At 42.1% G+C, this 20,791-nt stretch carries 17 protein-coding genes and 1 pseudogene; 9 read left to right on the top strand and 9 right to left on the bottom strand.

All coding sequences use genetic code 11. From position 1 onward, the window contains the following. Positions 1-144 precede the first annotated feature (144 nt). Positions 145-2,025: a caspase family protein gene (locus tag RMZ43_RS21875; RefSeq protein ID WP_322655714.1), complete on the top strand. Its 1,881-nt coding sequence runs from the start codon at positions 145-147 to the stop codon at positions 2,023-2,025. A gap of 70 nt (positions 2,026-2,095) precedes the next feature. Here the strand turns inward: RMZ43_RS21875 and RMZ43_RS21880 are convergent, their stop codons facing one another. Further along, positions 2,096-2,473, bottom strand: coding sequence for a Mo-dependent nitrogenase C-terminal domain-containing protein (locus RMZ43_RS21880; protein WP_322647044.1), 378 nt, complete (start codon positions 2,471-2,473; stop codon positions 2,096-2,098). Positions 2,474-2,918: 445 nt separating this feature from the next. On the opposite strand from RMZ43_RS21880, the pseudogene RMZ43_RS21885 reads away from it, so the two are divergent. Further along, positions 2,919-3,296: pseudogene (locus RMZ43_RS21885) on the top strand (anion transporter); the annotation flags it as partial. A 169-nt stretch (positions 3,297-3,465) separates the two neighbouring features. Here RMZ43_RS21885 and RMZ43_RS21890 read toward each other — a convergent pair. The 4 genes from RMZ43_RS21890 to RMZ43_RS21905 all read right to left on the bottom strand — a co-directional run bounded on the left by RMZ43_RS21890 (position 3,466) and on the right by RMZ43_RS21905 (position 8,482). Next, positions 3,466-4,038 carry a hypothetical protein gene (locus tag RMZ43_RS21890; RefSeq protein ID WP_322655715.1) on the bottom strand — a complete coding sequence of 191 codons (573 nt, stop codon included), beginning with the start codon at positions 4,036-4,038 and terminating at the stop codon, positions 3,466-3,468. A 328-nt stretch (positions 4,039-4,366) separates the two neighbouring features. Further along, positions 4,367-6,139 (bottom strand): ribonuclease J, encoded by a 1,773-nt coding sequence (locus RMZ43_RS21895; RefSeq protein WP_322647042.1) that lies wholly within the window; start codon positions 6,137-6,139, stop codon positions 4,367-4,369. Between the two features lie 278 nt (positions 6,140-6,417). Beyond that, positions 6,418-7,302: a 4-hydroxy-tetrahydrodipicolinate synthase gene (dapA, locus tag RMZ43_RS21900; RefSeq protein WP_322655716.1), complete on the bottom strand. Its 885-nt coding sequence runs from the start codon at positions 7,300-7,302 to the stop codon at positions 6,418-6,420. Positions 7,303-7,435: 133 nt separating this feature from the next. After that, the gene (locus tag RMZ43_RS21905; protein WP_322655717.1) at positions 7,436-8,482 is read right to left on the bottom strand and encodes an aspartate-semialdehyde dehydrogenase; all 1,047 of its coding nucleotides are present in this window, start codon (positions 8,480-8,482) and stop codon (positions 7,436-7,438) included. Positions 8,483-9,315: 833 nt separating this feature from the next. On the opposite strand from RMZ43_RS21905, the gene tig reads away from it, so the two are divergent. From tig to RMZ43_RS21925, 4 genes are all read left to right on the top strand, one after another. Then, positions 9,316-10,761, top strand: a complete 1,446-nt coding sequence (gene tig, locus RMZ43_RS21910) for a trigger factor (RefSeq protein WP_322655718.1) — start codon at positions 9,316-9,318, stop codon at positions 10,759-10,761. Between the two features lie 297 nt (positions 10,762-11,058). Then, positions 11,059-11,757, top strand: coding sequence for an ATP-dependent Clp endopeptidase proteolytic subunit ClpP (gene clpP / locus RMZ43_RS21915; RefSeq protein ID WP_322647038.1), 699 nt, complete (start codon positions 11,059-11,061; stop codon positions 11,755-11,757). A gap of 9 nt (positions 11,758-11,766) precedes the next feature. After that, entirely contained in the window at positions 11,767-13,107 is a 1,341-nt protein-coding gene (gene clpX, locus RMZ43_RS21920; protein WP_322655719.1) for an ATP-dependent protease ATP-binding subunit ClpX, read from the top strand. Positions 13,108-13,204: 97 nt separating this feature from the next. Beyond that, positions 13,205-14,125 carry an alpha/beta fold hydrolase gene (locus RMZ43_RS21925; protein WP_322655720.1) on the top strand — a complete coding sequence of 307 codons (921 nt, stop codon included), beginning with the start codon at positions 13,205-13,207 and terminating at the stop codon, positions 14,123-14,125. 14 nt (positions 14,126-14,139) lie between these two features. On the opposite strand, the gene RMZ43_RS21930 is transcribed toward RMZ43_RS21925, so the two are convergent. Both RMZ43_RS21930 and RMZ43_RS21935 read right to left on the bottom strand, forming a co-directional pair. Then, positions 14,140-15,336, bottom strand: a complete 1,197-nt coding sequence (locus RMZ43_RS21930; protein WP_322655721.1) for an FAD-dependent monooxygenase — start codon at positions 15,334-15,336, stop codon at positions 14,140-14,142. 134 nt (positions 15,337-15,470) lie between these two features. Beyond that, entirely contained in the window at positions 15,471-16,454 is a 984-nt protein-coding gene (locus RMZ43_RS21935) for a GntR family transcriptional regulator (protein WP_322655722.1), read from the bottom strand. A gap of 286 nt (positions 16,455-16,740) precedes the next feature. On the opposite strand from RMZ43_RS21935, the gene RMZ43_RS21940 reads away from it, so the two are divergent. Both RMZ43_RS21940 and RMZ43_RS21945 read left to right on the top strand, forming a co-directional pair. Further along, on the top strand, positions 16,741-17,481 hold the full coding sequence (locus RMZ43_RS21940; protein WP_322655723.1) for a dienelactone hydrolase family protein: 741 nt from the start codon (positions 16,741-16,743) through the stop codon (positions 17,479-17,481). Positions 17,482-17,589: 108 nt separating this feature from the next. After that, positions 17,590-18,492, top strand: a complete 903-nt coding sequence (locus RMZ43_RS21945) for a S1 RNA-binding domain-containing protein (protein ID WP_322655724.1) — start codon at positions 17,590-17,592, stop codon at positions 18,490-18,492. Between the two features lie 331 nt (positions 18,493-18,823). Here RMZ43_RS21945 and RMZ43_RS21950 read toward each other — a convergent pair whose 3' ends face one another. Together RMZ43_RS21950 and RMZ43_RS21955 are read right to left on the bottom strand one after the other, a co-directional pair. Further along, positions 18,824-19,414, bottom strand: coding sequence for a toll/interleukin-1 receptor domain-containing protein (locus tag RMZ43_RS21950; protein ID WP_322655725.1), 591 nt, complete (start codon positions 19,412-19,414; stop codon positions 18,824-18,826). 590 nt (positions 19,415-20,004) lie between these two features. Beyond that, positions 20,005-20,193, bottom strand: coding sequence for a hypothetical protein (locus RMZ43_RS21955; RefSeq protein WP_179071541.1), 189 nt, complete (start codon positions 20,191-20,193; stop codon positions 20,005-20,007). 128 nt (positions 20,194-20,321) lie between these two features. On the opposite strand from RMZ43_RS21955, the gene RMZ43_RS21960 reads away from it, so the two are divergent. Then, positions 20,322-20,699, top strand: a complete 378-nt coding sequence (locus RMZ43_RS21960; protein ID WP_322655726.1) for a hypothetical protein — start codon at positions 20,322-20,324, stop codon at positions 20,697-20,699. The last annotated feature ends 92 nt before the right edge of the window (positions 20,700-20,791 follow it).

The following is a 20,791-nucleotide window of genomic DNA, read 5'->3' on the forward strand; positions in this document are numbered from 1 at the left end:
CGGTCTATCTAAGTAATAAAAATTACATTTTAACTTAAGATTCAATCAGAATCACCTAGATTATAAAACATAGGTTAGCTTTGTTTTTTGGGCAAAGCCAACCGCAATTTTAAGACCAGCAAACAATAACTGACAAATAGCGGGATGGCAAATTACTGGGCGATCGCAATTGGCATCAATCAATATCAGTTATTTCAACCTTTAAGTTGTGCCCAAGCAGATGCTGAAGCATTAGAGGATTTTTTGGTGACAGAGGCAGGTTTTCTCCCCAAACACTGCTTGCTAATGACGGATACCTCGCCGCCGATTGGGGATAGATCAACTTATCCTACTAAAGAGAATATTTTGCTGCTGCTTGAGGATTTGGCAGCGACAAGTTGGCAACCAGAAGATTATTTGTGGTTATTTTTTAGCGGTTATGGAGTCAACTACAAAGGCAAAGATTACTTAATGCCAGCAGAGGGCAACCCCGAACTAGTGCAAGAGACTGGTATAGAATTGCGATCGCTAATGCAAAGTCTGCAACTTGCTGATCTAAATGTATTGCTACTACTCGATATCAACCGCGCTTTTGGCACTCAAGCGGATGCTCCCGTTGGTGAAGAAACAATAGAATTAGCCCAAGAACTACAATTCGCGACCATTCTTTCTTGTCAACCTGAGCAATTTTCCCATGAAAGTAGCGAATTAGGTCACGGATTCTTTACAGCAGTTTTGTTAGAAGCTTTACGTTCTGGTAATGGCAACAACTTGGCAGATTTAGAAAGCTACCTAAGCCTGATTGTGCCAAAAGTATGTCACCACCACTGGCGTCCTGTCCAAAACCCTGCCACTATTATCCCATCAAGGCAGCAGGTAATCTTGCCAAAATTGGCAATGGAAAGCGACTTGCAATCAGAACCGGTGATTTATCCTGAAGAATCCTTTGCTATTGCCCGTGCGGCTCCTCCTCTCGACGATTACCCTAAAACTTCAGCAGAACGGGGCAGATGGGGAGAAGCTACTGTGAACTCTTCCCAACAGCTGAAGGCTCTCAAGGTCGAAAAATCTAAAGGTAAACAAGGAAAGGAAAAGGAGTCAGCTACTGGCTTAGTTTCCCAGCCAATGGCAGAAACTTCTTTAGGAGTGCCGAGCGGAAGATTTATTCCCAATTCCTCTAAAGGTTACGTCTCTCGATTGCCATCGAATCAGCCAAACATTCCTTTTTGGAAACAGTTTATTTTATGGGGTGGAGGCAGCCTGCTAGTAGCAGGTTTAATCGCCGTAGTTTTTCTCCGTAATCAAGAAACTTTTAAAATTAAGCAAATATCAAGCACATCACCTAATGCTGCTACAAGCGATCGCCAGGTTATCGAGAATTTACCAAGCCGCACTCCACCAATTAGACTTAAAAATCAATCTAGCGCCCAAATAACTACTAGTTCCGAGCCAGAAAAGCGGAATCAAGCAGTATTAGATTTGGCCAAGATGTCGCTCAGACAAACTCAGGCTAGTGATTTGAGCATGGCGATCGCTACAGCCCGGAAAATTCGACCTGGTGAACCACTCTACGATCAAGCTCAGGAGAATATTAAGATTTGGAGCCAAATGATTTTAGATTTAGCAGAGGGACGTGCTAAACAAAGACAGTATGCTAGCGCGATTGCAGCCGCTCGATTAATCACCAAAGATGAAGCCCCCTATGCCAAAGCACAAGCAGTAATTAACCTGTGGCGGTTAGAGGGCAAGCAGTATGTAAGTAACAAAACTCTTTTAGATGCAGCTAATGCCTTAATTAAGTCTGGACAGGCATCTACCTACAATCGTGCGATCGAAGTTGCGAAGAAAGTACCATCGGGTCAACCAGGCTTCGATACTGCCCAAAAATCGATCAATAGCTGGAGTGAGAAAATTTTAGACTTGGCCAAGCGTCGCGCCACAGAAGGAGAACTTAATGCCGCAATTGCGACTGCTGCTTTAGTGCCAGAGGAAACAGGCGCTTACGAAGATGCTCAGGATGCTATTCAAAAATGGCAAAAAAAATAGTTTGGAGTGGGGAGTTTGGAGTTTGGAGTTTTAATTCCTCACTCTTTACTCATAATTTTTCCCTCACGACTTAGCAGTACTGTGATACATCTTCGCCGCATTCATCGGCTAGATAGCACAGCGCTCGGAAACGTAAACCAACCACTTCTTCATATAAGGGGTTAAGCTTGCACATGGGCGGTATGTGAAACAAGGTTTTCCCAAATAATTTGACATCTCGCTCAAAGGGACACTGAGATGGAATCAGTTTGCACAAACGGTGAGCTAGTTGGCGATCGCGGATTTGAATGTTTTCTACACGCTGCCGTAGAGGGTGGAGAATATCTCGGTAAGGCTTAGAAACAGAACGGTTTAGCTGGGTTAATTTATGGTCACTAGTTTCTGCTTGATTGATTGATACCCAGCTTGCCAGAAAAATCTTTTTAGTGGTATTGTCGAATACCTTCATGGTTAATCCTCTGTGTTATTGAGGCTATTCATCTTTTTGATGAATATATACAACGTGGCAACGAAATTTCCCGGAAAAATCGCGTTCTGACTGCGATATAATGTAATACCTGATTAGCCACTTAAGTCAGAACCTACTTGATTACTACGTCAAGTTAATCGCAATTTTCTGGGGATCGGTAGTGTAATATTACGATCTTGTTCATAACTTGATGTAGTTTAAATTTTAATAAAGGCATCCGTCATTGGATAGGTTTTATTGTAACATTTACAGAACTTAATATTAGATATTTTTGAGAGTATTTTTGCTAAGTATAAATATCGGTAATACCCTAGCAGGCGTCTTTCCTCCCCGTATTCCCACTTCCCCACGTAAGACCATTCTTGTTATTGGTGGCTGAATGGCGTAGAAGTCTGTTGAAAAAGAGGCAGGGGAGACAAGGGGGTTTGTCCTGACCCGAGTTACGCAAAAGTTGAATTTGCTCCAGCCATTTACCCATGCAATCAATTCTGCTGCGAGTTTTTTGGGTGTAACTGTTGTTTTATCTAACTTAATTTCTAATGTGCCTGCTGTACTTCTGCTGCATCCCCTGGTTCCTTCAGGTGACAGTAAGTATTGGCTATTGTTGGCAGCCGGATCAACTTTAGCTGGTAATTTAACTTTGTTTGGTTCAGTTGCCAACTTGATAGTTGTAGAAGCTGCTACTAATTTAGGTTACAAGCTAACTTTTTGGGAACACCTGCGCTTTGGAGCGCCTTTAACAGTGTGTACTTTAGTTCTAGTATACCTCTGGGTAATTGAGGGCGATCGCTCTAATTACTAAAGTGAGTCACGCAAATTAAATTATCTCAGTGTATGTTGCTAACTCTATAGGAATCGTATCTGATTTTTGAAATTATCTACGTGGGCGGGGAGTAGGGAGTAGGGAATAAGGAATTAGGCTTTTCGATCTGTACCGAGCTTTTTCAGAAATCAAACATTAGTCCTATAATTTACCTTGGCCCAGTCCCCTTTCCAAACGTTATGACTCCGGCTGAACTGTCTGCACTGAATAAAGGTAATAAGATTGCAGTATCATTTGAATAACAAACTGCCTTGTAATTAAAAGTCTTATTATTGCTTCGCTGAACCCAGGTTACTGAACCATCGGCTGCAAGCGTTATACCTATGGAAGCTGGTTCTTTTATGGAGAAAGGTTGAGAAGCGAAAGTAAAAGATCCCTCTCCTGGCAAACTAATAAATCGGTTACTCAACAGTTGTGTAAAATCACCTGTGAGATTGTTTCCATTTAGATTGAGCGTTCCAGTGGTGTAAGTAACTGGATTGTTTCCTGCGCTGTTAAAAACTACAGAGGCGGTTACAAAATTGAGAAAACTTCCCCTTTCCCAATCAAAGTATGGTTGTAGAAATGTTGAGCACGGCACTTCGCTCACCGGAACTAAAAATATGATTTTCGATTGATTTATCAATATATTTGGCTTTACTTGTGCATTTGCTATCGGAATATTGAGGGTGAGTCCGGTATAAAAAAGAAAGGCAGAAAACATAGAACCCCAAAAATTCATCCGGTTGTACATCTTTTCTCCTCTTATGAAATAGAATTAGTGTTGGTTAAGTTAATACCTGATATTATTCAGCTTTAAGACTGCGCTCCTACCGAAAACCTGCTAACTATTTACATAAGTTTATACGTCAGATGTATTTTTTCGTTCATCTGTAGACGCAGGTGTACAAATTGGTGGCCGCTTCTAAGAACTATAGGCAATTACTATTAACTGTGAGTTCTATACTCATAATAAAAGGCTATATTTCACGCAAAAGCGCAAAGACGTGAGAAAAACTCTCCGTCTCTGCGCTTCTGCATGAGATTTTTATCTTAAATTCTCTAATTCTCTATGATGCTACCTGAGCAGCAGTCCGAGTCCGCCGTCTTCTACCATCGGCAACTTTCACGGGTGGCTCATCAGGAATTTGCATCAACAAAGTTACAGATGGCTGACATTGCAATTCGCGGCGGATGGAACGTTGCAATTCTCGTTCTAAAGTTCCTTGCAATCCACCCCAGTCTATATCTGCTGCTTGACCTTCGGCAGGAGCAAATTCTGTCCAGCGCACAGTTAAGATTTCTTCAATGCGTTGTTTTACCCAGGTTTGTAGGAGCGATCGCTCTACACTTGTAACTACACCCCGTAGGTGAATTTCTGGTTTTGCCAACAGTTTACCATTCCAATCAATGGCAGCTGCGATCGTAATAATGCCTTCTGAAGCCATGCGTTGCCGTTCTTGCAGCACTTTGGCACTTACCATACCCGAGCTAGTAGTATCCACCAATTCGATACCAGATGGCACTTTACCAGCGACGCGAATCGCATCTTCAGTCAGTTCGACAATATCACCATTTTGAATAATGATCATGTTTTCTGCGGGAATGCCCATACTCTGAGCCGTTTCTGCGTGCTTCACTAGCATCCGATGTTCGCCGTGAAATGGCACAAAGAACTTGGGTCGAGTTAAGGCAATCATCAGCTTTTGTTCTTCCTGACAGCCGTGACCGGAGACGTGAATCCCTTTATCTCGCCCATAGACCACTTTTGCACCTTGAATCATCAATTTATCAATGGTGTTGACTACTGCGATCGTATTTCCGGGAATTGGGTTAGCAGAGAATACTACTGTATCTCCTTCGCGGATTTTAATGTGAGGATGTTCTTTGTTGGCAATGCGGGTCATTGCTGCCATCGATTCACCCTGAGAACCTGTAGTTAATATTAATACTTTTTCATCAGGTAGATTGCGGACTGCGTGCAATGGTTGCAGCAGATTATCTTCACACTTGATGTAACCTAAATTGCGGGCATGAGCAATCAAGTTCAGCATGGAACGCCCGACAATGGTCACTACACGATTTTGCTTTTTAGCGATATCCAAAATCATGTTAATACGATGGACGCTAGAAGCAAAGGTAGTGACAAATAATCGTCCAGTAGCTTGACTAAATACTCTCTCAAGATTGGGATAAACTGAACGTTCCGAAGGTGTAAACCCTGGTACCTCAGCGTTAGTAGAATCACTTAGTAGGCAAAGAACACCTTTTTCACCATGTTCTGCTAACCGTTGCAAATCAAACTTTTCACCATCCACTGGGGTATGGTCAATTTTAAAATCCCCTGTGTGAATGACTACACCAAGGGGAGTATGAATGGCAACAGTGAAACTATCAGCAATAGAGTGGGTATTACGGATATATTCAACTAAAAAGTTTTTGCCAATCCGCACCACATCGCGTGGTAGAACTGTTCTAATTTCTGTGCGATCGCGCACTCCTGCTTCTTCTAATTTACCCTCTAGCATTGCCATTGCTAGTCTGGGCCCATAAATTACGGGGATATCAAATTGCTTAAGATGGAAAGCAATCCCGCCAATATGGTCTTCATGACCGTGAGTAACGATCATCCCTTTAATTTTGTGGCGATTTTCTCGCAGATAGGTCGTATCTGGCAGAACAATATTTACTCCATGCATCGCTTCTGTGGGAAAAGCCAATCCTGCATCTAAGAGAATAATTTCATCGTCATACTCAAAAAGACAGGTATTTTTCCCAATTTCATGCAAACCGCCCAAAGGAATAATTTTCAAGGCGGAATTATCAGCTTCGTTTTTAGCCATTTTCTCCTTAGATTGTTACTTGTGGTTAATTTAGTTGATAGTTAACGAACTTGTATTTAAGACAACATTATTTGTCTTTTAATTCAGTCCCAAAGCGATCAAGTTTTAATTGAAGATTTCAATTTTTTATTCAATAAAATCGACTTTATACTGAAGAATTTATAGTATGTCTATCAGTCGTAGCACAGATTTTTAATTGCAACTTATGAACAATTATGAGCATTGTTTATATGTATTTTTAAAAAGCGGCAGATTAACAGCGCTTAACCGCATGGTGGCTAGATTAAACTAAGTTCTTTCAGAACCTTTTCTAACTTTTGACTTACTTCTAAATCAGCTTCACATAGGGGCGGACGAGTTGAACCAACCTCCCAACCTTGAAGTTTCAGTGCTTTTTTCACTGGAATGGGATTTGAAGTGAGAAATAAAGCTTTAAACAACGGGAAGAGTTGGAGATGAATGTCGCTTGCTACCTCAATTTTTCCCGCTCTAAAAGCTTGGATCATCTGCTGTAGTTGGTTTCCTACCAGATGAGAAGCTACACTTACCACGCCCTTTGCCCCGATCGCTAACAAGGGTAAAGTCATGTAATCATCACCAGAGTAGATGTCAAATTCTTTTGGCGTCAAGCGACGAAATTCGCTTGCCTGATCTATGCTACCAGTGGATTCTTTAATTCCGACAATATTGCTAACCTCAGCTAACCGGGCAACTGTTTCTGGCTGAAGATTTTGTCCGGTACGACCGGGGACATTATATAACAACAAAGGTAAGTCGGGACAGGCTTGTGCTATGGCCTGAAAGTGCGCTTCCAATCCCGCTTGTGGCGGTTTGTTGTAATAAGGGACAACTTGTAAGGAACCATGTACTCCTATTTTATACGCTTTTTGGGTGGCTGCGATCGCTTCTTTGGTAGAATTTGAACCACAACCTGCGATTACCTTGGCTTTGCCTGCCACGGACTTCAATACCTCGACAAACAGCTGGTATTCCTCATCCCAAGTTAGGGTAGGGGATTCTCCGGTTGTGCCGCACACCACCAATGTATCTGTACCGTTGTTAGCTAGATGTGCTGCCAGTTCTGCCGCTACATCATAATCTACACTACCGTCTGCTTTAAACGGCGTAATCATAGCGGTTAAAACATTGCCAAAATCTCCCACCCTGTTTTCACTCCTGATTACCCATGTTTTTATATTTTGGTGGTTTTCTATTGTAATAACCTATGTGCAAATTTCTTTCAACAGTAATTTGCACATTTGTCCTTTTTCATTAGTTGTTTGTTTTTACTAATGACTAGCTTGAAACATAAGCTTTAGCTGATGGTTTGAGTAGATTTTTTTCTACGAGCAATTCGGCGATTTGTACTGCATTTAATGCTGCGCCTTTGCGGATTTGGTCACCACACAACCATAATTCCAAACCACAGGGATGAGAAATATCCTGACGAATTCTCCCCACTAAAACTTCGTCTTTACCTGTTGCTTCAATTGGCATCGGAAAATAGTTAGTTTCCCAATTTTCTACGAGCTTCACTCCAGGGGAGGAATTTAAAATCTCTCTGGCTTCCTTTGCACTAAAGGGAGTCTCAAATTCTAAATTAATGGCTTCTGAATGGGCCCGGAGTACGGGAACCCGTATACAGGTTGCAGTGATTCTGATTTGCTGCGTACCAAATATTTTCCGGGTTTCGTTGACCATTTTCATTTCTTCCTCACAATAACCCAAATCGTTTAATGGTGAGTTATGCGGGAATAAATTAAATGCTAGTGGGTAAGGTAATACCTCAGCGACTGGCGGCTGTCCTTGTAGTATAGCGCTTGTTTGCCTTTTGACTTCTGCCATTGCTCTAGCACCAGCACCACTTGCAGATTGGTAGGTTGCCGCTACAATGCGTTGCACTGGTTTGATTTTATGCAACGGCCATACTGCCACTGCCATTAAAATTGTCGTGCAGTTGGGGTTGGCAATAATGCCTTGGTGATTAGCTGCGGCTTCTGGATTCACCTCTGGCACTACTAAGGGAACTTCCGGGTTCATCCGAAAGGCACTGGAGTTGTCAATTACCACTGCACCCTTTTCCACAGCAACTGCTGCCCAAGCTTTAGATGTAGAACCACCCGCACTAGCTAGTACTATATCAACATTTTCAAAAGCGCGATCGCTCACTGCCTCTATTGGAATATTTTCCCCTTTAAAGCGCAGCGATCGCCCAACACTCCGCTCTGATGCCAATAGCTTCAAGTCAGCAATCGGAAAATTACGGATTTCTAATAATTCCAGCAACTCTGTACCAACGGCACCAGTCGCCCCCAAAATAGCTAAACGATAGGATTTAGACAAACTCACTTCCTCCTTTAAGAGGTTTATTTGCAATTTGAAACTGTTGAATATTTACTCACATTAAAATGGCGATCGCACTATCTAAATGCATTTTGAATAAATTTAAATTTTTCTCTGATTTAATCTATAATCTCTTGATTTCTAAATAATTATTGAATACATTTATTTTTTTTTATTATTTAAAACATTAAGTTATGTTGCACTCTACAACAATGGTTATCCGATTTATCCATCGATTTCAACTATATATTATTATACAATAAACAGCCATTTAATAGAAAACTAGAGATATCTGCACTTAGGCGTTTCATAAGCAGCCCACTTGTAATGCGACGAACGTCTTAGCTTCAAAGTTGCTGACCAAAATGATGAATATACTATTGATCTAAATGGATAAAACCAGCACAGCATAAAACTGAGCTATACGGTTAGGTAATAGATGCAATCTTGTATCACAACTTAAATAATAGCTAGACTCAATACTATAACTTCAGCTTGGGAGTACTAATCTAGTCGCTGAGAACCAGGATATCACGGCGTTAGCCCATTGGATAATTAATTCCTAAGTTTTCGAGGGAGCCGAGGGAGCAGGGGGAGAAAGAAGAACTAATGCCAAATGCCCCCATTAACTAAATTGTTATGAAGAGAAAATGTCAAGTCCTTGGTGATTGGCAGTAAACTGGATGTTTGCCCCAGGACAAACATCCAACCTTGGATGTCATAAAGCCTTTTGGCATTCCGTTCCCTTAAGACACATCAAGCCATAAACGCAAACAATTATTGCATCTTGTGTGTACTTAGAGTATAAAATACCAGAAAACTAGAGACGAAGCATGAAAGTTACCCAGGAAAAACTTCCCGCCAGCCAAATTGGCCTGGAAATAGAGATTACGCCAGAAATTACCAAGCAAACTTACGAACAGGTCATTAAAAACTTAGCCAGTACTGCCAATATTCCTGGGTTTCGTAAAGGCAAGGTACCTCGGCCGATATTGCTACAACGGCTGGGTACAACTCGGATCAAGGCAGCAGCGCTGGAAGAATTAATTCAAGACGGTATTGAGCAAGCGGTTAAACAAGAAGCTATCCCGGCAATAGGTCAGCCGCAATTGCGCTCCTCCTTTGAGGATTTAATTAAGAATTATGAACCTGGAAAACCTCTGACGATTTCGGCTGCTGTCGATGTAGAACCAGAAGTGAATCTAGTTCAGTACACTGATTTGCAGGCGAAAGCTGAAGAAGTCAAGTTCGACCCAGAACGAGTGGACGCAAACCTTGACAAAGAACGTCAAGAATTGGCGACATTGATTCCTGTGGAAGGACGTGCAGCCCAAATCGGTGATATTGCCGTAGTCGATTTTAAAGGTTCATTCGCCATAGGTGAAGGCGAAGACGAAACAGCTGAACTAGAACCGATTCCCGGAGCCGAAGCAACTGATTTTCAAGTTGAGTTGCAAGAAGATAAGTTTATTCCAGGCTTTATTTCGGGAATAGTGGGGATGAATCCGGAAGAAACCAGAGAAATTGCGGCCCAGTTCCCAGATCCTTATGCTAATGAAGATTTAGCTGGAAAAGCGGCAACTTTCACAGTGACGCTCAAAGAATTAAAGGAAAAGGAATTACCAGAAGTAAATGACGATTTCGCCCAAGAAATCAGCGATTTTGAAACCTTAGAGGAGTTACGTGCTTCTTTGGTCGAGCAATATCAAAAAGAAGCAGACGACAAAACAAAAACAAATAAACAGGAAGCTTTGTTAACGGAACTGCTCAAGCACGTAGAAGTTGACTTACCAGCAACCATGATTGAGCAAGAAGTGGATGCCATGCTAACGCAAACAGCAATGCGCCTGTCTCAGCAGGGATTGGATGTGAGGAAGTTGTTTACTCAAGATATTATTCCTCAATTGCGGGAGCGATCGCGTACTGAGGCCATTGAACGCATCAAACGCTCCTTGTCGTTGCGAGAAGTTGCTAAACGTGAATCTATCGAGGTAACACCTGAAGAAATCGCAGCCAGAGTCACCGAACTTTTGGAACAGTACCCAGAAGAACAAGACGTTGATGAAGATAGACTGCGCTCAATCGTGGAAAACGAGCTATTAACTGAAAAAACCATTGATTGGCTATTAGAACATTCCTCAGTTGAACTTGTACCCGAAGGTTCCTTAAGCCCCGCAGAAGAAACAGAAGCCGCAGAATTAGATGCGGATACGGATGCGGATGCACCTCAGACAGAGGAAGAAACAAGCGTTGCTTCAACAGAAGTCACAGAAGGATAATTAACAATCCCACAGCCATGAGTTCACCAGTCCTGAGTTAAAGTACTGGTGAAATGGGTAAGTTAAAAGAGATGGGGGAGATGAAGGAGCAGAAGTATGAAGACAGAATAATTAAAGAATGAATGAATTTTCAGCAAATTGTGACACATGTTATCGCCTGAGCTTGATACTGTGTTACACGAGAGGAAATTATATGAGGCATAATGGTTAACACGTACCTATAAAAATCCTATTCGTTGAAAAGGCAGCATCTGCTGCTGAAACACCTGTCCTAAATTATCGTCAAAGAAAGCTTGTATGCTTGTATCGCAGTCGGGAAATAACCCCATCAGCAACCAAAGTCGAATCAACATTAACTCCCAGTTAAACAGCCCTAGCAACATCGTGCCGATGGTGGTGGAACAATCTGGCATGGGAGAAAGGGCTTTCGACATCTACTCCCGCCTGCTGCGAGAGCGGATTATCTTTTTGGGAACGCCAATAGATGATACTGTAGCCAACTCAATCGTGGCTCAGTTGTTATTTCTAGACGCCGAAGACTCAGAAAAAGACATCCAACTGTATATTAATTCTCCCGGCGGCTCAGTCTACGCAGGGATGGCAATCTATGATACAATACAACAAATTCGCCCTGATGTTGTTACCATCTGTTTTGGATTAGCCGCGAGCATGGGGGCATTTTTGTTGACAGCAGGGGCTGCCGGTAAGCGAATGTCTCTGCCCGACTCCCGAATTATGATTCACCAACCACTTGGTGGCGCTCAAGGTCAAGCCATTGACATTGAAATTCAAGCCAGAGAAATTCTTTACATTAAGGCTAAGTTGAATCAGTTAATGGCTCATCATACTGGTCAACCCATAGAAAGAATTGAAGCAGATACTGAGCGCGACTTTTTCATGTCGGCAGAAGAAGCCAAAAACTACGGTTTGATTGATCAGGTCATTTCCAGGCAAAATCTTCCCACAGCAGGGGAAAACGTCACCATTCTGAAATAAGAGGCTGGTATGTCTAAGTACGACTCCCATTTAAAATGTTCATTTTGCGGCAAGTCTCAAGAGCAGGTGCGTAAATTAATCGCGGGGCCGGGAGTCTACATCTGCGATGAATGCGTTGACTTGTGTAATGAAATACTAGACGAGGAGTTACTCGATACCAATGGGGCGGCTGCACAACCCGCACCAAGAGCAGAACCACCTCAAAAACGGCGTACTCAATCTTCTAGTATTTCGTTTAATCAAATACCCAAGCCAAGAGAGATTAAAAAATATCTAGACGAACACGTTATTGGTCAAGACGAAGCCAAAAAAGTCCTGTCAGTAGCTGTTTACAATCACTACAAGCGGTTGGCAGTGATTCAGTCTAAAACCAGTGGCAAAGCTGCGGTAGATGATGCTGTAGAATTGCAAAAGTCTAACATTTTGTTAATTGGCCCGACTGGTTGCGGCAAAACTCTCTTAGCGCAAACCCTAGCGAAAATCCTGGATGTACCCTTTGCCGTCGCCGATGCTACGACGCTGACAGAAGCCGGGTATGTGGGAGAAGACGTGGAAAATATCTTGCTGCGACTGTTGCAGGTGGCAGATTTAGATATAGAAGAAGCGCAACGAGGAATTATTTACATTGATGAAATTGACAAAATTGCTCGCAAGAGTGAGAACCCGTCAATTACCCGCGATGTTTCTGGCGAAGGCGTGCAGCAAGCCTTGCTGAAAATGTTAGAGGGAACGATCGCCAATGTACCACCCCAAGGAGGGCGTAAGCATCCCTATCAGGACTGCATCCAGATTGATACAAGTAATATTTTGTTCGTCTGTGGTGGTGCTTTCGTAGGCTTAGAGAAGGTTGTGGATCAGAGAGTTGGTAAAAAAGCAATAGGCTTTGTGCAACCTGGAGAAGGCCAATCGAAAGAAAAACGGGCAGCAGATACTCTCCGCCATCTAGCACCAGACGATCTAGTAAAATTTGGCATGATTCCCGAATTTATTGGGCGTGTGCCAATGGTAGCAGTAGTAGATCCGCTAGATGAAGAAGCGTTGATGGCGATTCTCACCCAACCACGCAGCGCCTTAGTGAAGCAGTACCAAAAACTGCTGAAGATGGATAATGTCCAGTTAGATTTTAAACCAGATGCTTTACGAGCGATCGCTCAAGAAGCCTACCGTCGTAAAACTGGTGCTAGAGCGCTACGGGGCATTGTGGAAGAATTAATGTTGGATGTAATGTACGAGTTACCATCCCGTAAGGATGTGACACGTTGTACAGTAACACGGGAGATGGTTGAGAAGCGATCAACTGCCGAACTGATAATACATCCATCTTCACTGCCGAAACCGGAATCAGCCTAATAATCATTGGTCATTAGTCATTGGGCAAAAACTAAGGAATAATTACTATGTACCAAGGACAAATGACTAATGACAACTGATAAAGGACAAATGACTAATGCCTTATATTAATGTTCGTGGCGTTGAGCATTACTATGAATGGGTGAAAAAACCATCTGGTTCTTTGGTAAAACCAGTGATGGTTTTCATCCACGGTTGGGCTGGTTCGGCTAGATATTGGCAAAATACCGCGAATGCTCTATCGGAGCAATTTGATTGTTTACTCTACGATATGCGGGGGTTTGGCCGTTCTGGTGGGAAGCCAACTATAGCCGAAGCAAGTGAAGCTGTTGCCGAATCGGAATCCCCGCAGGAAGAATCACAGGCAATCAGAGAGTTAACTTATGAATTAGAAGAATACGCTGATGATTTGGCAGCTTTGTTAGATGGGTTGCATCTTCAAGGTGTTTATATCAATGCTCATTCAATGGGCGCGTCTGTTGCTACTTTATTTTTTAACCGCTACCCCGAACGAGTAGAACGAGGAATTTTAACTTGTAGCGGCGTTTTTGAGTACGACGAAAAATCCTTTAGTGCTTTTCATAAATTTGGTGGCTATGTAGTGAAATTCCGTCCCAAGTGGTTAAGCAAAATTCCATTTGTTGACCGGATGTTTATGGCCAGATTTCTGCATAGTTCCATTCCACATTCTGAGCGGCAAGCTTTTTTGGAAGATTTTCTCGAAGCAGATTACGATGCGGCTTTAGGAACAATTTTTACTTCAGTCAGTAAGGCTCAATCTGAAGTGATGCCACAAGAGTTTGCCAAGCTGACAGTGCCGACTCTACTCGTGGCGGGAGAATACGACAAGATTATTCCAGCCGAGATGGGGCGTCAAGCAGCCGCACTTAGTGACAAAGTGGAATTTGTGATGATTCGTAACACAGCGCATTTCCCAATGTTGGAAGATGCGCCAACTTATTTGCAAACGGTACAAAAGTTTTTGCGAATTAACACTGCACAACCACAAGTCGGATAACTGCTGACGGTTTTTTAGACAGTTAGGTGTACCTGTGTGATACCTTGACGCATTTTATATTGTCGCCTTAACCAAGACTTTTTAATTATTTTACGGAGTAAGGGAGCAAGTTGAATCAACAGCGATCGCAGCAGTGCATTTTTTCGCAGTAGTTCCCCTTGTTTCGCTTCCTCTAACTGGAGTTGCTGGGCGCGGATAATTTCTGGCTCACGTTCCGCTTGGATGTACGATAGTGCCATATCAATATCCTGGTGTCCAGCTTCTCTGTGCAATAGTGGCACAAGATGATTAGCAGCAACAATCACATCACGGAATGCTAGATTAATTCCTTGAGCGCGCACAGGAGACATTGGGTGTGCAGCGTCACCCAGAAGCAGTACCCCTGATGCGTGCCATTCTGGACAATAACCAACCACAACAGAAAGCCGAATAGGGGATTCGATAGTGTCTGCATGATTACGGAAATGCTCTGCTAGCCATGAGGGTGATAGTGAGGCAAAAATCTCTGCCCAGTTGGCTTGCTTGGAGTCAGTGTTTTCGGTTGCGGACATTACCCAAGCCAGATGCAGTTTACCTGATTCTGCTCCATGAAAAATGGTAAATACGCGATCGCCATTTACAATAGTACGAAATACATTATCGGCTGCAAACTCAGGGCTGGCGGCAAGCTTAAACCAGAGAATATCAATATTTTTGGGCTGGCGTACCAATTCCAATCCTATACGTTGTCGCACAAGAGAATTTCGACCATCTGCCCCAATCACTAAGTCAGCAGTTAGTTCTCTCCCATCGCTTAATACTACACCTGCGACACGTTGATTACTCCAGCGTAAATCTTTGACTGGAACACCTTGGATAAATTCAAACCCATCATTAGTTTGAGCTTCTGAAATTAGTGCTTTGAGTAGCGGTGGTTGTGAAACCAGTGTACAGGGTTGGGTTGCTCCCATTGGTTCATCAACTCGAAACAACTGCTTTTCACCCAGAATAAATTCCCATGCGTCGAGTTGTCGATGGGGAATATGCTCTAACAACGGTGATAAACCCATTTGCTCTAGGGCATCTAACCCACTGGGCATTAATCCTTCGCCACGAAAAACACGATGAAAGTCTTTTGCTGCTTCAATTAACGTTACAGCAATGCCACGTTTTACAAGGAGCAGGGCAAGTGTTACGCCTGTTGGGCCTGCGCCCACAATCACAATTTGCACTACTTTATCCCTCCTGTATCAGTTGCTCTCAAAGATGTTGGTTGAATTATCTTGATATTAATTACGGAATAGAGAACCACAGAGGCGCAGAGGGTATAGAAAATGAGAGTTTGAGAGATAGGCGTAAGTTTTAATTAACTCAAACCTAGTTCTCGTTTTAGCAAGTTAATTGAGTTAGTACCGATATAATTTTCAACCTTAATCAGCTTCGGTGGACGAATAATATCTTCATCAGATGCTTGCACGGCTGCTTGGACTGCCACAAAACTGGCTTGATCACTTATGATTACTTCAGCGCGTTTAACCATTGCCTGAAGTTTATAGGCATCTTTTGGTTGTGCAGTCATCACTAATAGTTCATCTCCCCGCAAACCGTGGAGGATGACTTCTGCGGCTCGTGCAATCCCGGAACTGAGGCTAACTATGCCAACACAGTTTTCTTTTGGTAAGGTTTTCAAGAGGCTGAGTTCTTTGCTGTAGTCGTAGATATCCAGAGGAATTACCCGTGCAGCTTTAGGAGCTGCGATCGCTTCCACATTACTGATAAAATACCGACTTGTAACCACTGTCGCAGAGGTAGTTTTATCTAGCACAGCTGTTAATTCTTCCATTGCTACCAACTGGACTGGGATTTTTAAAGCTCGCTCTAATTCATACACCATCAACTCACCAGCACCCATATCATAAGATGGAACTGCAACCAGCACTCGCGCACTACAACGCAAGCGCCAGTCAATTTCCGCCAAAAATAGCTCTCTGGCTTGATTGAGTGAACATCCTTGGGTGAGCAAATCATCTAGTGCTTTCTGGACAACTTGATATGCATCAGGATTTTGTTTAAGTATAGGTGATTGCAGTCTACTACCGCCCTCATGACCTTGGGGACGAACATAAATCCCTGAACCAGCCATACTTTCAACAAATCCGTCTTCTTCTAGTTGACGGTAAACTTTGCTAATGGTATTACGGTGTAACCCAGTTTGCATTGCTAATGCCCTTGTGCTTGGCAATTTGTAAGCAGGGGGATATTGCCGAGAAGCGATCGCAAACCGGATTTGATTAAACAGCTGGGTTGATGCGGGAATTTCGCTGTCTGGCTGAATACGGAATTGAATCATCAGCAAACCTCCTGAATACTGAGTGGGGAGTGGGGAGTGGGGAATGGGGAGTGGGGAGTGTTGATTTACTACTCAGCACACAGCACTTTTAACTCAGCCCTCCTTTAGTGACCAGCTGCATTTGCTACATGTCAAATATTTTATTTACACATGAAGTTTTTCTGGTACAAATTTCTAATGCGCTCCTACTGGTAATTGATAATTTAAATAGAAATGACCTGGGCATACTGGCATAGTTATATCAAATAAACACACGGCTAATCATACAGCACTGGTAAAAATTATTATGACAGAGCAAGCAATAATTACCACAACAGTTAATCTTTTGCAAGATAATATTCAAATATCTGCTTATTTAGCAGAGCCAAAAGAAGCTGGATCTTACCCAGGAGTAGTGGTATTACAAGAGATTTTTGGTGTCAACGTTCACATTCGGGATGTTACAGAACGAATTGCCAAACTTGGGTATGTAGCGATCGCACCTGCACTTTTTCAACGGACTGCTCCTGGTTTTGAAACCGGATACACACCCGAAGATATTCAAACAGGTAGAGGCTACGCGATGCAAACTAAAGCCTCAGAGTTATTGAGCGATATTCAAGTAGCAATTGACTACCTCAAAACTCTGCCTCAAGTCAAAAAAGATAGTTTTGGTTGTATTGGCTTCTGCTTTGGCGGTCATGTCGCATATCTTGCAGCTACCTTACCAGATATTAAAGCTACGGCTTCCTTCTACGGTGCTGGAATTACGACTCGCACACCAGGAGGTGTAGCTCCCACTGTCACCCGCACCAAAGAAATTCCTGGCACTCTCTACGGTTTCTTTGGTAAAGAAGATGCAAGTATCCCACCCGAACAAGTAGATCAGATTGAAGCAGAGTTAGAAAAATATAAAATTCCTTATCGTGTGTTTCGCTACGATGGAGCTGATCACGGATTTTTCTGTGACCGTCGTGGCAGTTATAATCCTAAAGCTGCTACTGATGCTTGGGAGCAAGTCCAACAACTCTTTAGTCAACTGAATTAGTCATTAGTCATTAATCATTAGCAAAGGACAAATGACAAATGACAAGTGACTAATGACAATCTAAACTCCAGTTGCACCATATCAAATAACAATTAATCTTCAAAAGTCATGAATTCCGAATCGAAACTTTCTCAAACAGCCAATTCGTCGTTTACAATGGACGATTTTGCCAAAGCACTAGAAAAACACGACTACCAGTTTCAAAAGGGACAGATTGTACATGGCAAAGTGTTCCAACTTGACCATGATGGAGCTTATGTCGATATTGGTGGCAAGTCGTCAGCTTTTCTGCCGCGCGATGAGGCTTCTTTGAGAGCTGTTACCGATTTATCAGAAGTGCTGCCATTGCAAGAGGAAATGCAGTTTTTGATTATCCGAGATCAGGATGCAGAAGGTCAAGTCACCCTTTCTCGAAAGCAGTTGGAAATTCAGCACATCTGGGAACGATTGGCCGAAATGCAGGAAAATGCTCAGACTGTGCAAGTAAAGGTTATGGGTGTGAATAAAGGTGGTGTCACCGTCGATATTCTCTCTTTGCGGGGATTTATTCCGCGATCGCACTTGGCAGAGCGTGATAATTTAGAAGCACTCAAAGGTCAAAATCTGACTGTGGGCTTTTTGGAAATCAATAAAAACACCAACAAACTCATCCTTTCTCAGCGATTAGCAACTCGTTCTAGCAACTTCAGCTTATTAGAACTAGGTCAACTGGTGGAAGGTAAAGTTACTGGCATCAAACCTTTTGGTGTGTTTGTCGATTTAAATGGTATGGGGGCTTTGCTTCATATCAAGCAGGTAAGCCAAAAATTCATCGACTCATTAGAAAAGGTATTTCAAGTTGGTCAGCAAATTAAAGCTGTAATTATTGACTTGGATGAAGGTAAAGGGCGGGTTGCTCTTTCTACCAGAGTTTTGGAAAACTTCCCTGGTGAAGTGTTAGAGAATATGGATGAGGTGATGGCTTCGGCTGAGGCGCGGGCTAATAGAGCTAATAACAAAGCTGCTGAATAGTTTTGAAGTGGGCTGTTTGCACAAAGCGTTTAAATACCCATGTGAAACAATTTTGAATTGTTAATATTCCCCCTGTATCTACAAAGATGTGGGGGGATTTTAAATTGGAAAAACTTTTCACAGACTCTTTTCTTGCCTCTGGCGGGAAATGCGGGTAAAACAAGAATTTCAGTCAGCTTTAGATAACTTTCGCTAAAGTCACCGGGACAGTGAGTTTACCTTGGCACAAGAAGAGGGTGCCAGAAAGTACTGAAGCGTAGGAGCTAGCAGAAAACTTTATTCAAGCTAATTGCTATCAACCGCTAGTGCCAGATATCGGATCTCTGAAATGTTATCTATTTTCCATCTCTCTTGCATATTCTTCTTTCCATTTCTCCAATTCCATCTCTCTATTCATCTCTCTTGCATATTCTTCTTTCCATTCCTCCTCCAATTCCATCTCTTTTGCATATTCTTCTTTCCATTCCTCCAATTCCTGTTGAATCACTGGTTGCTTTGGTTTTTGCTCTGGTGGTTTTCCAGTAATACCCCAAATTAGATTCTCCATAGCCTCAGTATCTGTACGAAAGTCAACCCACGTATGACCCTTAAGAAAAATTGGGAGTTTAGGCTGCTGTGGTGTATTCCCAAGCAAAACAGGAATCACGGGACAGTTTCTCTCGACAAATTCATTTAAAAAAGCTCTTATTTCTTGACTTTGCCAGGGGCCAAGTCCACTGCTACCTACAAAAACGGCTGCTGATTTAATATTTTCTATTTGTTCTTCTAATAAAACCTGCCATGCTAAACCAGGACGAAGTTCCCACTTATCTAGCCAAGGTTTAATTCCTTGTCTTGTTAATTCATAAGCAATTTCTATAACTTCAGGTTTGTCTTTGCTATTGTGGCAAAGGAAGACATCAAACTGATCTTCGTCACTCATCTATAAGTCTCCTTACATCCACTTCTTTATACTGGCATTAATTGCCAATGCATTATACTTACTGCTTTAAATTCTTCTTAAACGATTCTAACTCAGCCAAATACTGCGAGGTTTTGCCTAAAAAATAACTCTAATGTAGGTTTGGTTGAGGAACGAAACCCAACATTTTCATGGCTTTTTTGGGTTTCACTCCGTTCAACCCAACCTACAAATCTTCTTAACGTAATTACTTAAGTTACGTCGAATTTAATAAGCAAAATGACATTTGACTTACTCAAAAGAAGCTTTTACTTTCTCAAAAAGAGCTTTGACTTTCTCAAACCCCAGTTTGCTTTCTCATTTCGGTGTTTTCCGCAAGCAAAATCAGCTTTGACTTACTCAAAAGAAGCTTTGACTTTCTTATTTTGGTGTTTTCCGCAAGCAAAATCAGCTTTGACTTACTCAAAAGAAGCTTTGACTTTCTCATAAGGAGCTTTTATTTACTAATTTCAGTATTTTCAGCAAGCAATCAAGCATATTGCTTTTTCAACATGCTTAATTACTGACTCATTTCAGTAATCCACGCACTTGTAACAACTATCCCTTTGAGATTACTTTTCTCTATCCTTATCCAATGCTTCCTGGATTGCACGACGACAAAATTCTGGAGGATCATCCTTGGTAGATAGTTCTTCTTTCATAGTTTTGGTAATGCGTAGGTTAATTCTCTCTGTTAATGATTCTTCTCTATTTGATTTAATTGGTTGTAAATTTTGTGGATTCCCTTTAGGATTAGGCATTATTGAGAAATATGAACAAGGCTTGATTTACTTGGTGCCAAAACAATAGATTGTTTTTTGGTGGTTGCTACAACTTGCCGGAAGTACAACCACCAATATCCAATTTCAAAAATGGACACTACTATTTTATGTTCACGCGTTCCGAACTTGAAATCAAGACTATTAAAGAATTACGCGACTTGTGTCGTAGATACGGCATCAAACCAACTGGCAATGCAGGATACAAAACTTCGTACATCGTAACTCTGATGGCATTTCCATTTTTAGCCCTGCAACAAATGAAGCAAGGTAAAGGGTTAAAATTCCCTAACTTTAACGCTATCCAGATAATCAGTTCTGCTATAGAAGAGATGAATTCACCCACAGATGAGCAAGCAGCACTAATTCGGATAACTTTAGAAGGCAGGAAAATGAGCTATCCTGACCGATACGACCAGGAGAACCTGCTGAATTTGCACAAAGCTAAGATGTCGCTTGAACAAGCTGTTGACTTGTTGAGCCAGTAAAATTAATCCCATTACCCCATCCTCTGCATCTACAAAGATGTGGGGGATAATTTTTTGAGATTAAGATAAATAAGGTATGACTTATTGGCTAA

Origin of the sequence: Nostoc sp. CmiVER01 (assembly GCF_034531135.2) — a bacterium.
GTDB lineage: Bacteria > Cyanobacteriota > Cyanobacteriia > Cyanobacteriales > Nostocaceae > Nostoc.

Coding starts and splice junctions, on each gene's coding strand:
- RMZ43_RS21955 (WP_179071541.1), bottom strand. CDS start 20,193: ATGCCTAATCCTAAAGGGAATCCACAAAATTTACAACCAATTAAATCA.
- clpX (WP_322655719.1), top strand. CDS start 11,767: ATGTCTAAGTACGACTCCCATTTAAAATGTTCATTTTGCGGCAAGTCT.
- RMZ43_RS21925 (WP_322655720.1), top strand. CDS start 13,205: ATGCCTTATATTAATGTTCGTGGCGTTGAGCATTACTATGAATGGGTG.
- RMZ43_RS21940 (WP_322655723.1), top strand. CDS start 16,741: ATGACAGAGCAAGCAATAATTACCACAACAGTTAATCTTTTGCAAGAT.
- clpP (WP_322647038.1), top strand. CDS start 11,059: ATGCTTGTATCGCAGTCGGGAAATAACCCCATCAGCAACCAAAGTCGA.
- RMZ43_RS21960 (WP_322655726.1), top strand. CDS start 20,322: ATGTTCACGCGTTCCGAACTTGAAATCAAGACTATTAAAGAATTACGC.
- RMZ43_RS21890 (WP_322655715.1), bottom strand. CDS start 4,038: ATGAATTTTTGGGGTTCTATGTTTTCTGCCTTTCTTTTTTATACCGGA.
- RMZ43_RS21880 (WP_322647044.1), bottom strand. CDS start 2,473: ATGAAGGTATTCGACAATACCACTAAAAAGATTTTTCTGGCAAGCTGG.
- RMZ43_RS21935 (WP_322655722.1), bottom strand. CDS start 16,454: ATGATTCAATTCCGTATTCAGCCAGACAGCGAAATTCCCGCATCAACC.
- RMZ43_RS21950 (WP_322655725.1), bottom strand. CDS start 19,414: ATGAGTGACGAAGATCAGTTTGATGTCTTCCTTTGCCACAATAGCAAA.
- tig (WP_322655718.1), top strand. CDS start 9,316: ATGAAAGTTACCCAGGAAAAACTTCCCGCCAGCCAAATTGGCCTGGAA.
- RMZ43_RS21945 (WP_322655724.1), top strand. CDS start 17,590: ATGAATTCCGAATCGAAACTTTCTCAAACAGCCAATTCGTCGTTTACA.
- RMZ43_RS21895 (WP_322647042.1), bottom strand. CDS start 6,139: ATGGCTAAAAACGAAGCTGATAATTCCGCCTTGAAAATTATTCCTTTG.
- RMZ43_RS21875 (WP_322655714.1), top strand. CDS start 145: ATGGCAAATTACTGGGCGATCGCAATTGGCATCAATCAATATCAGTTA.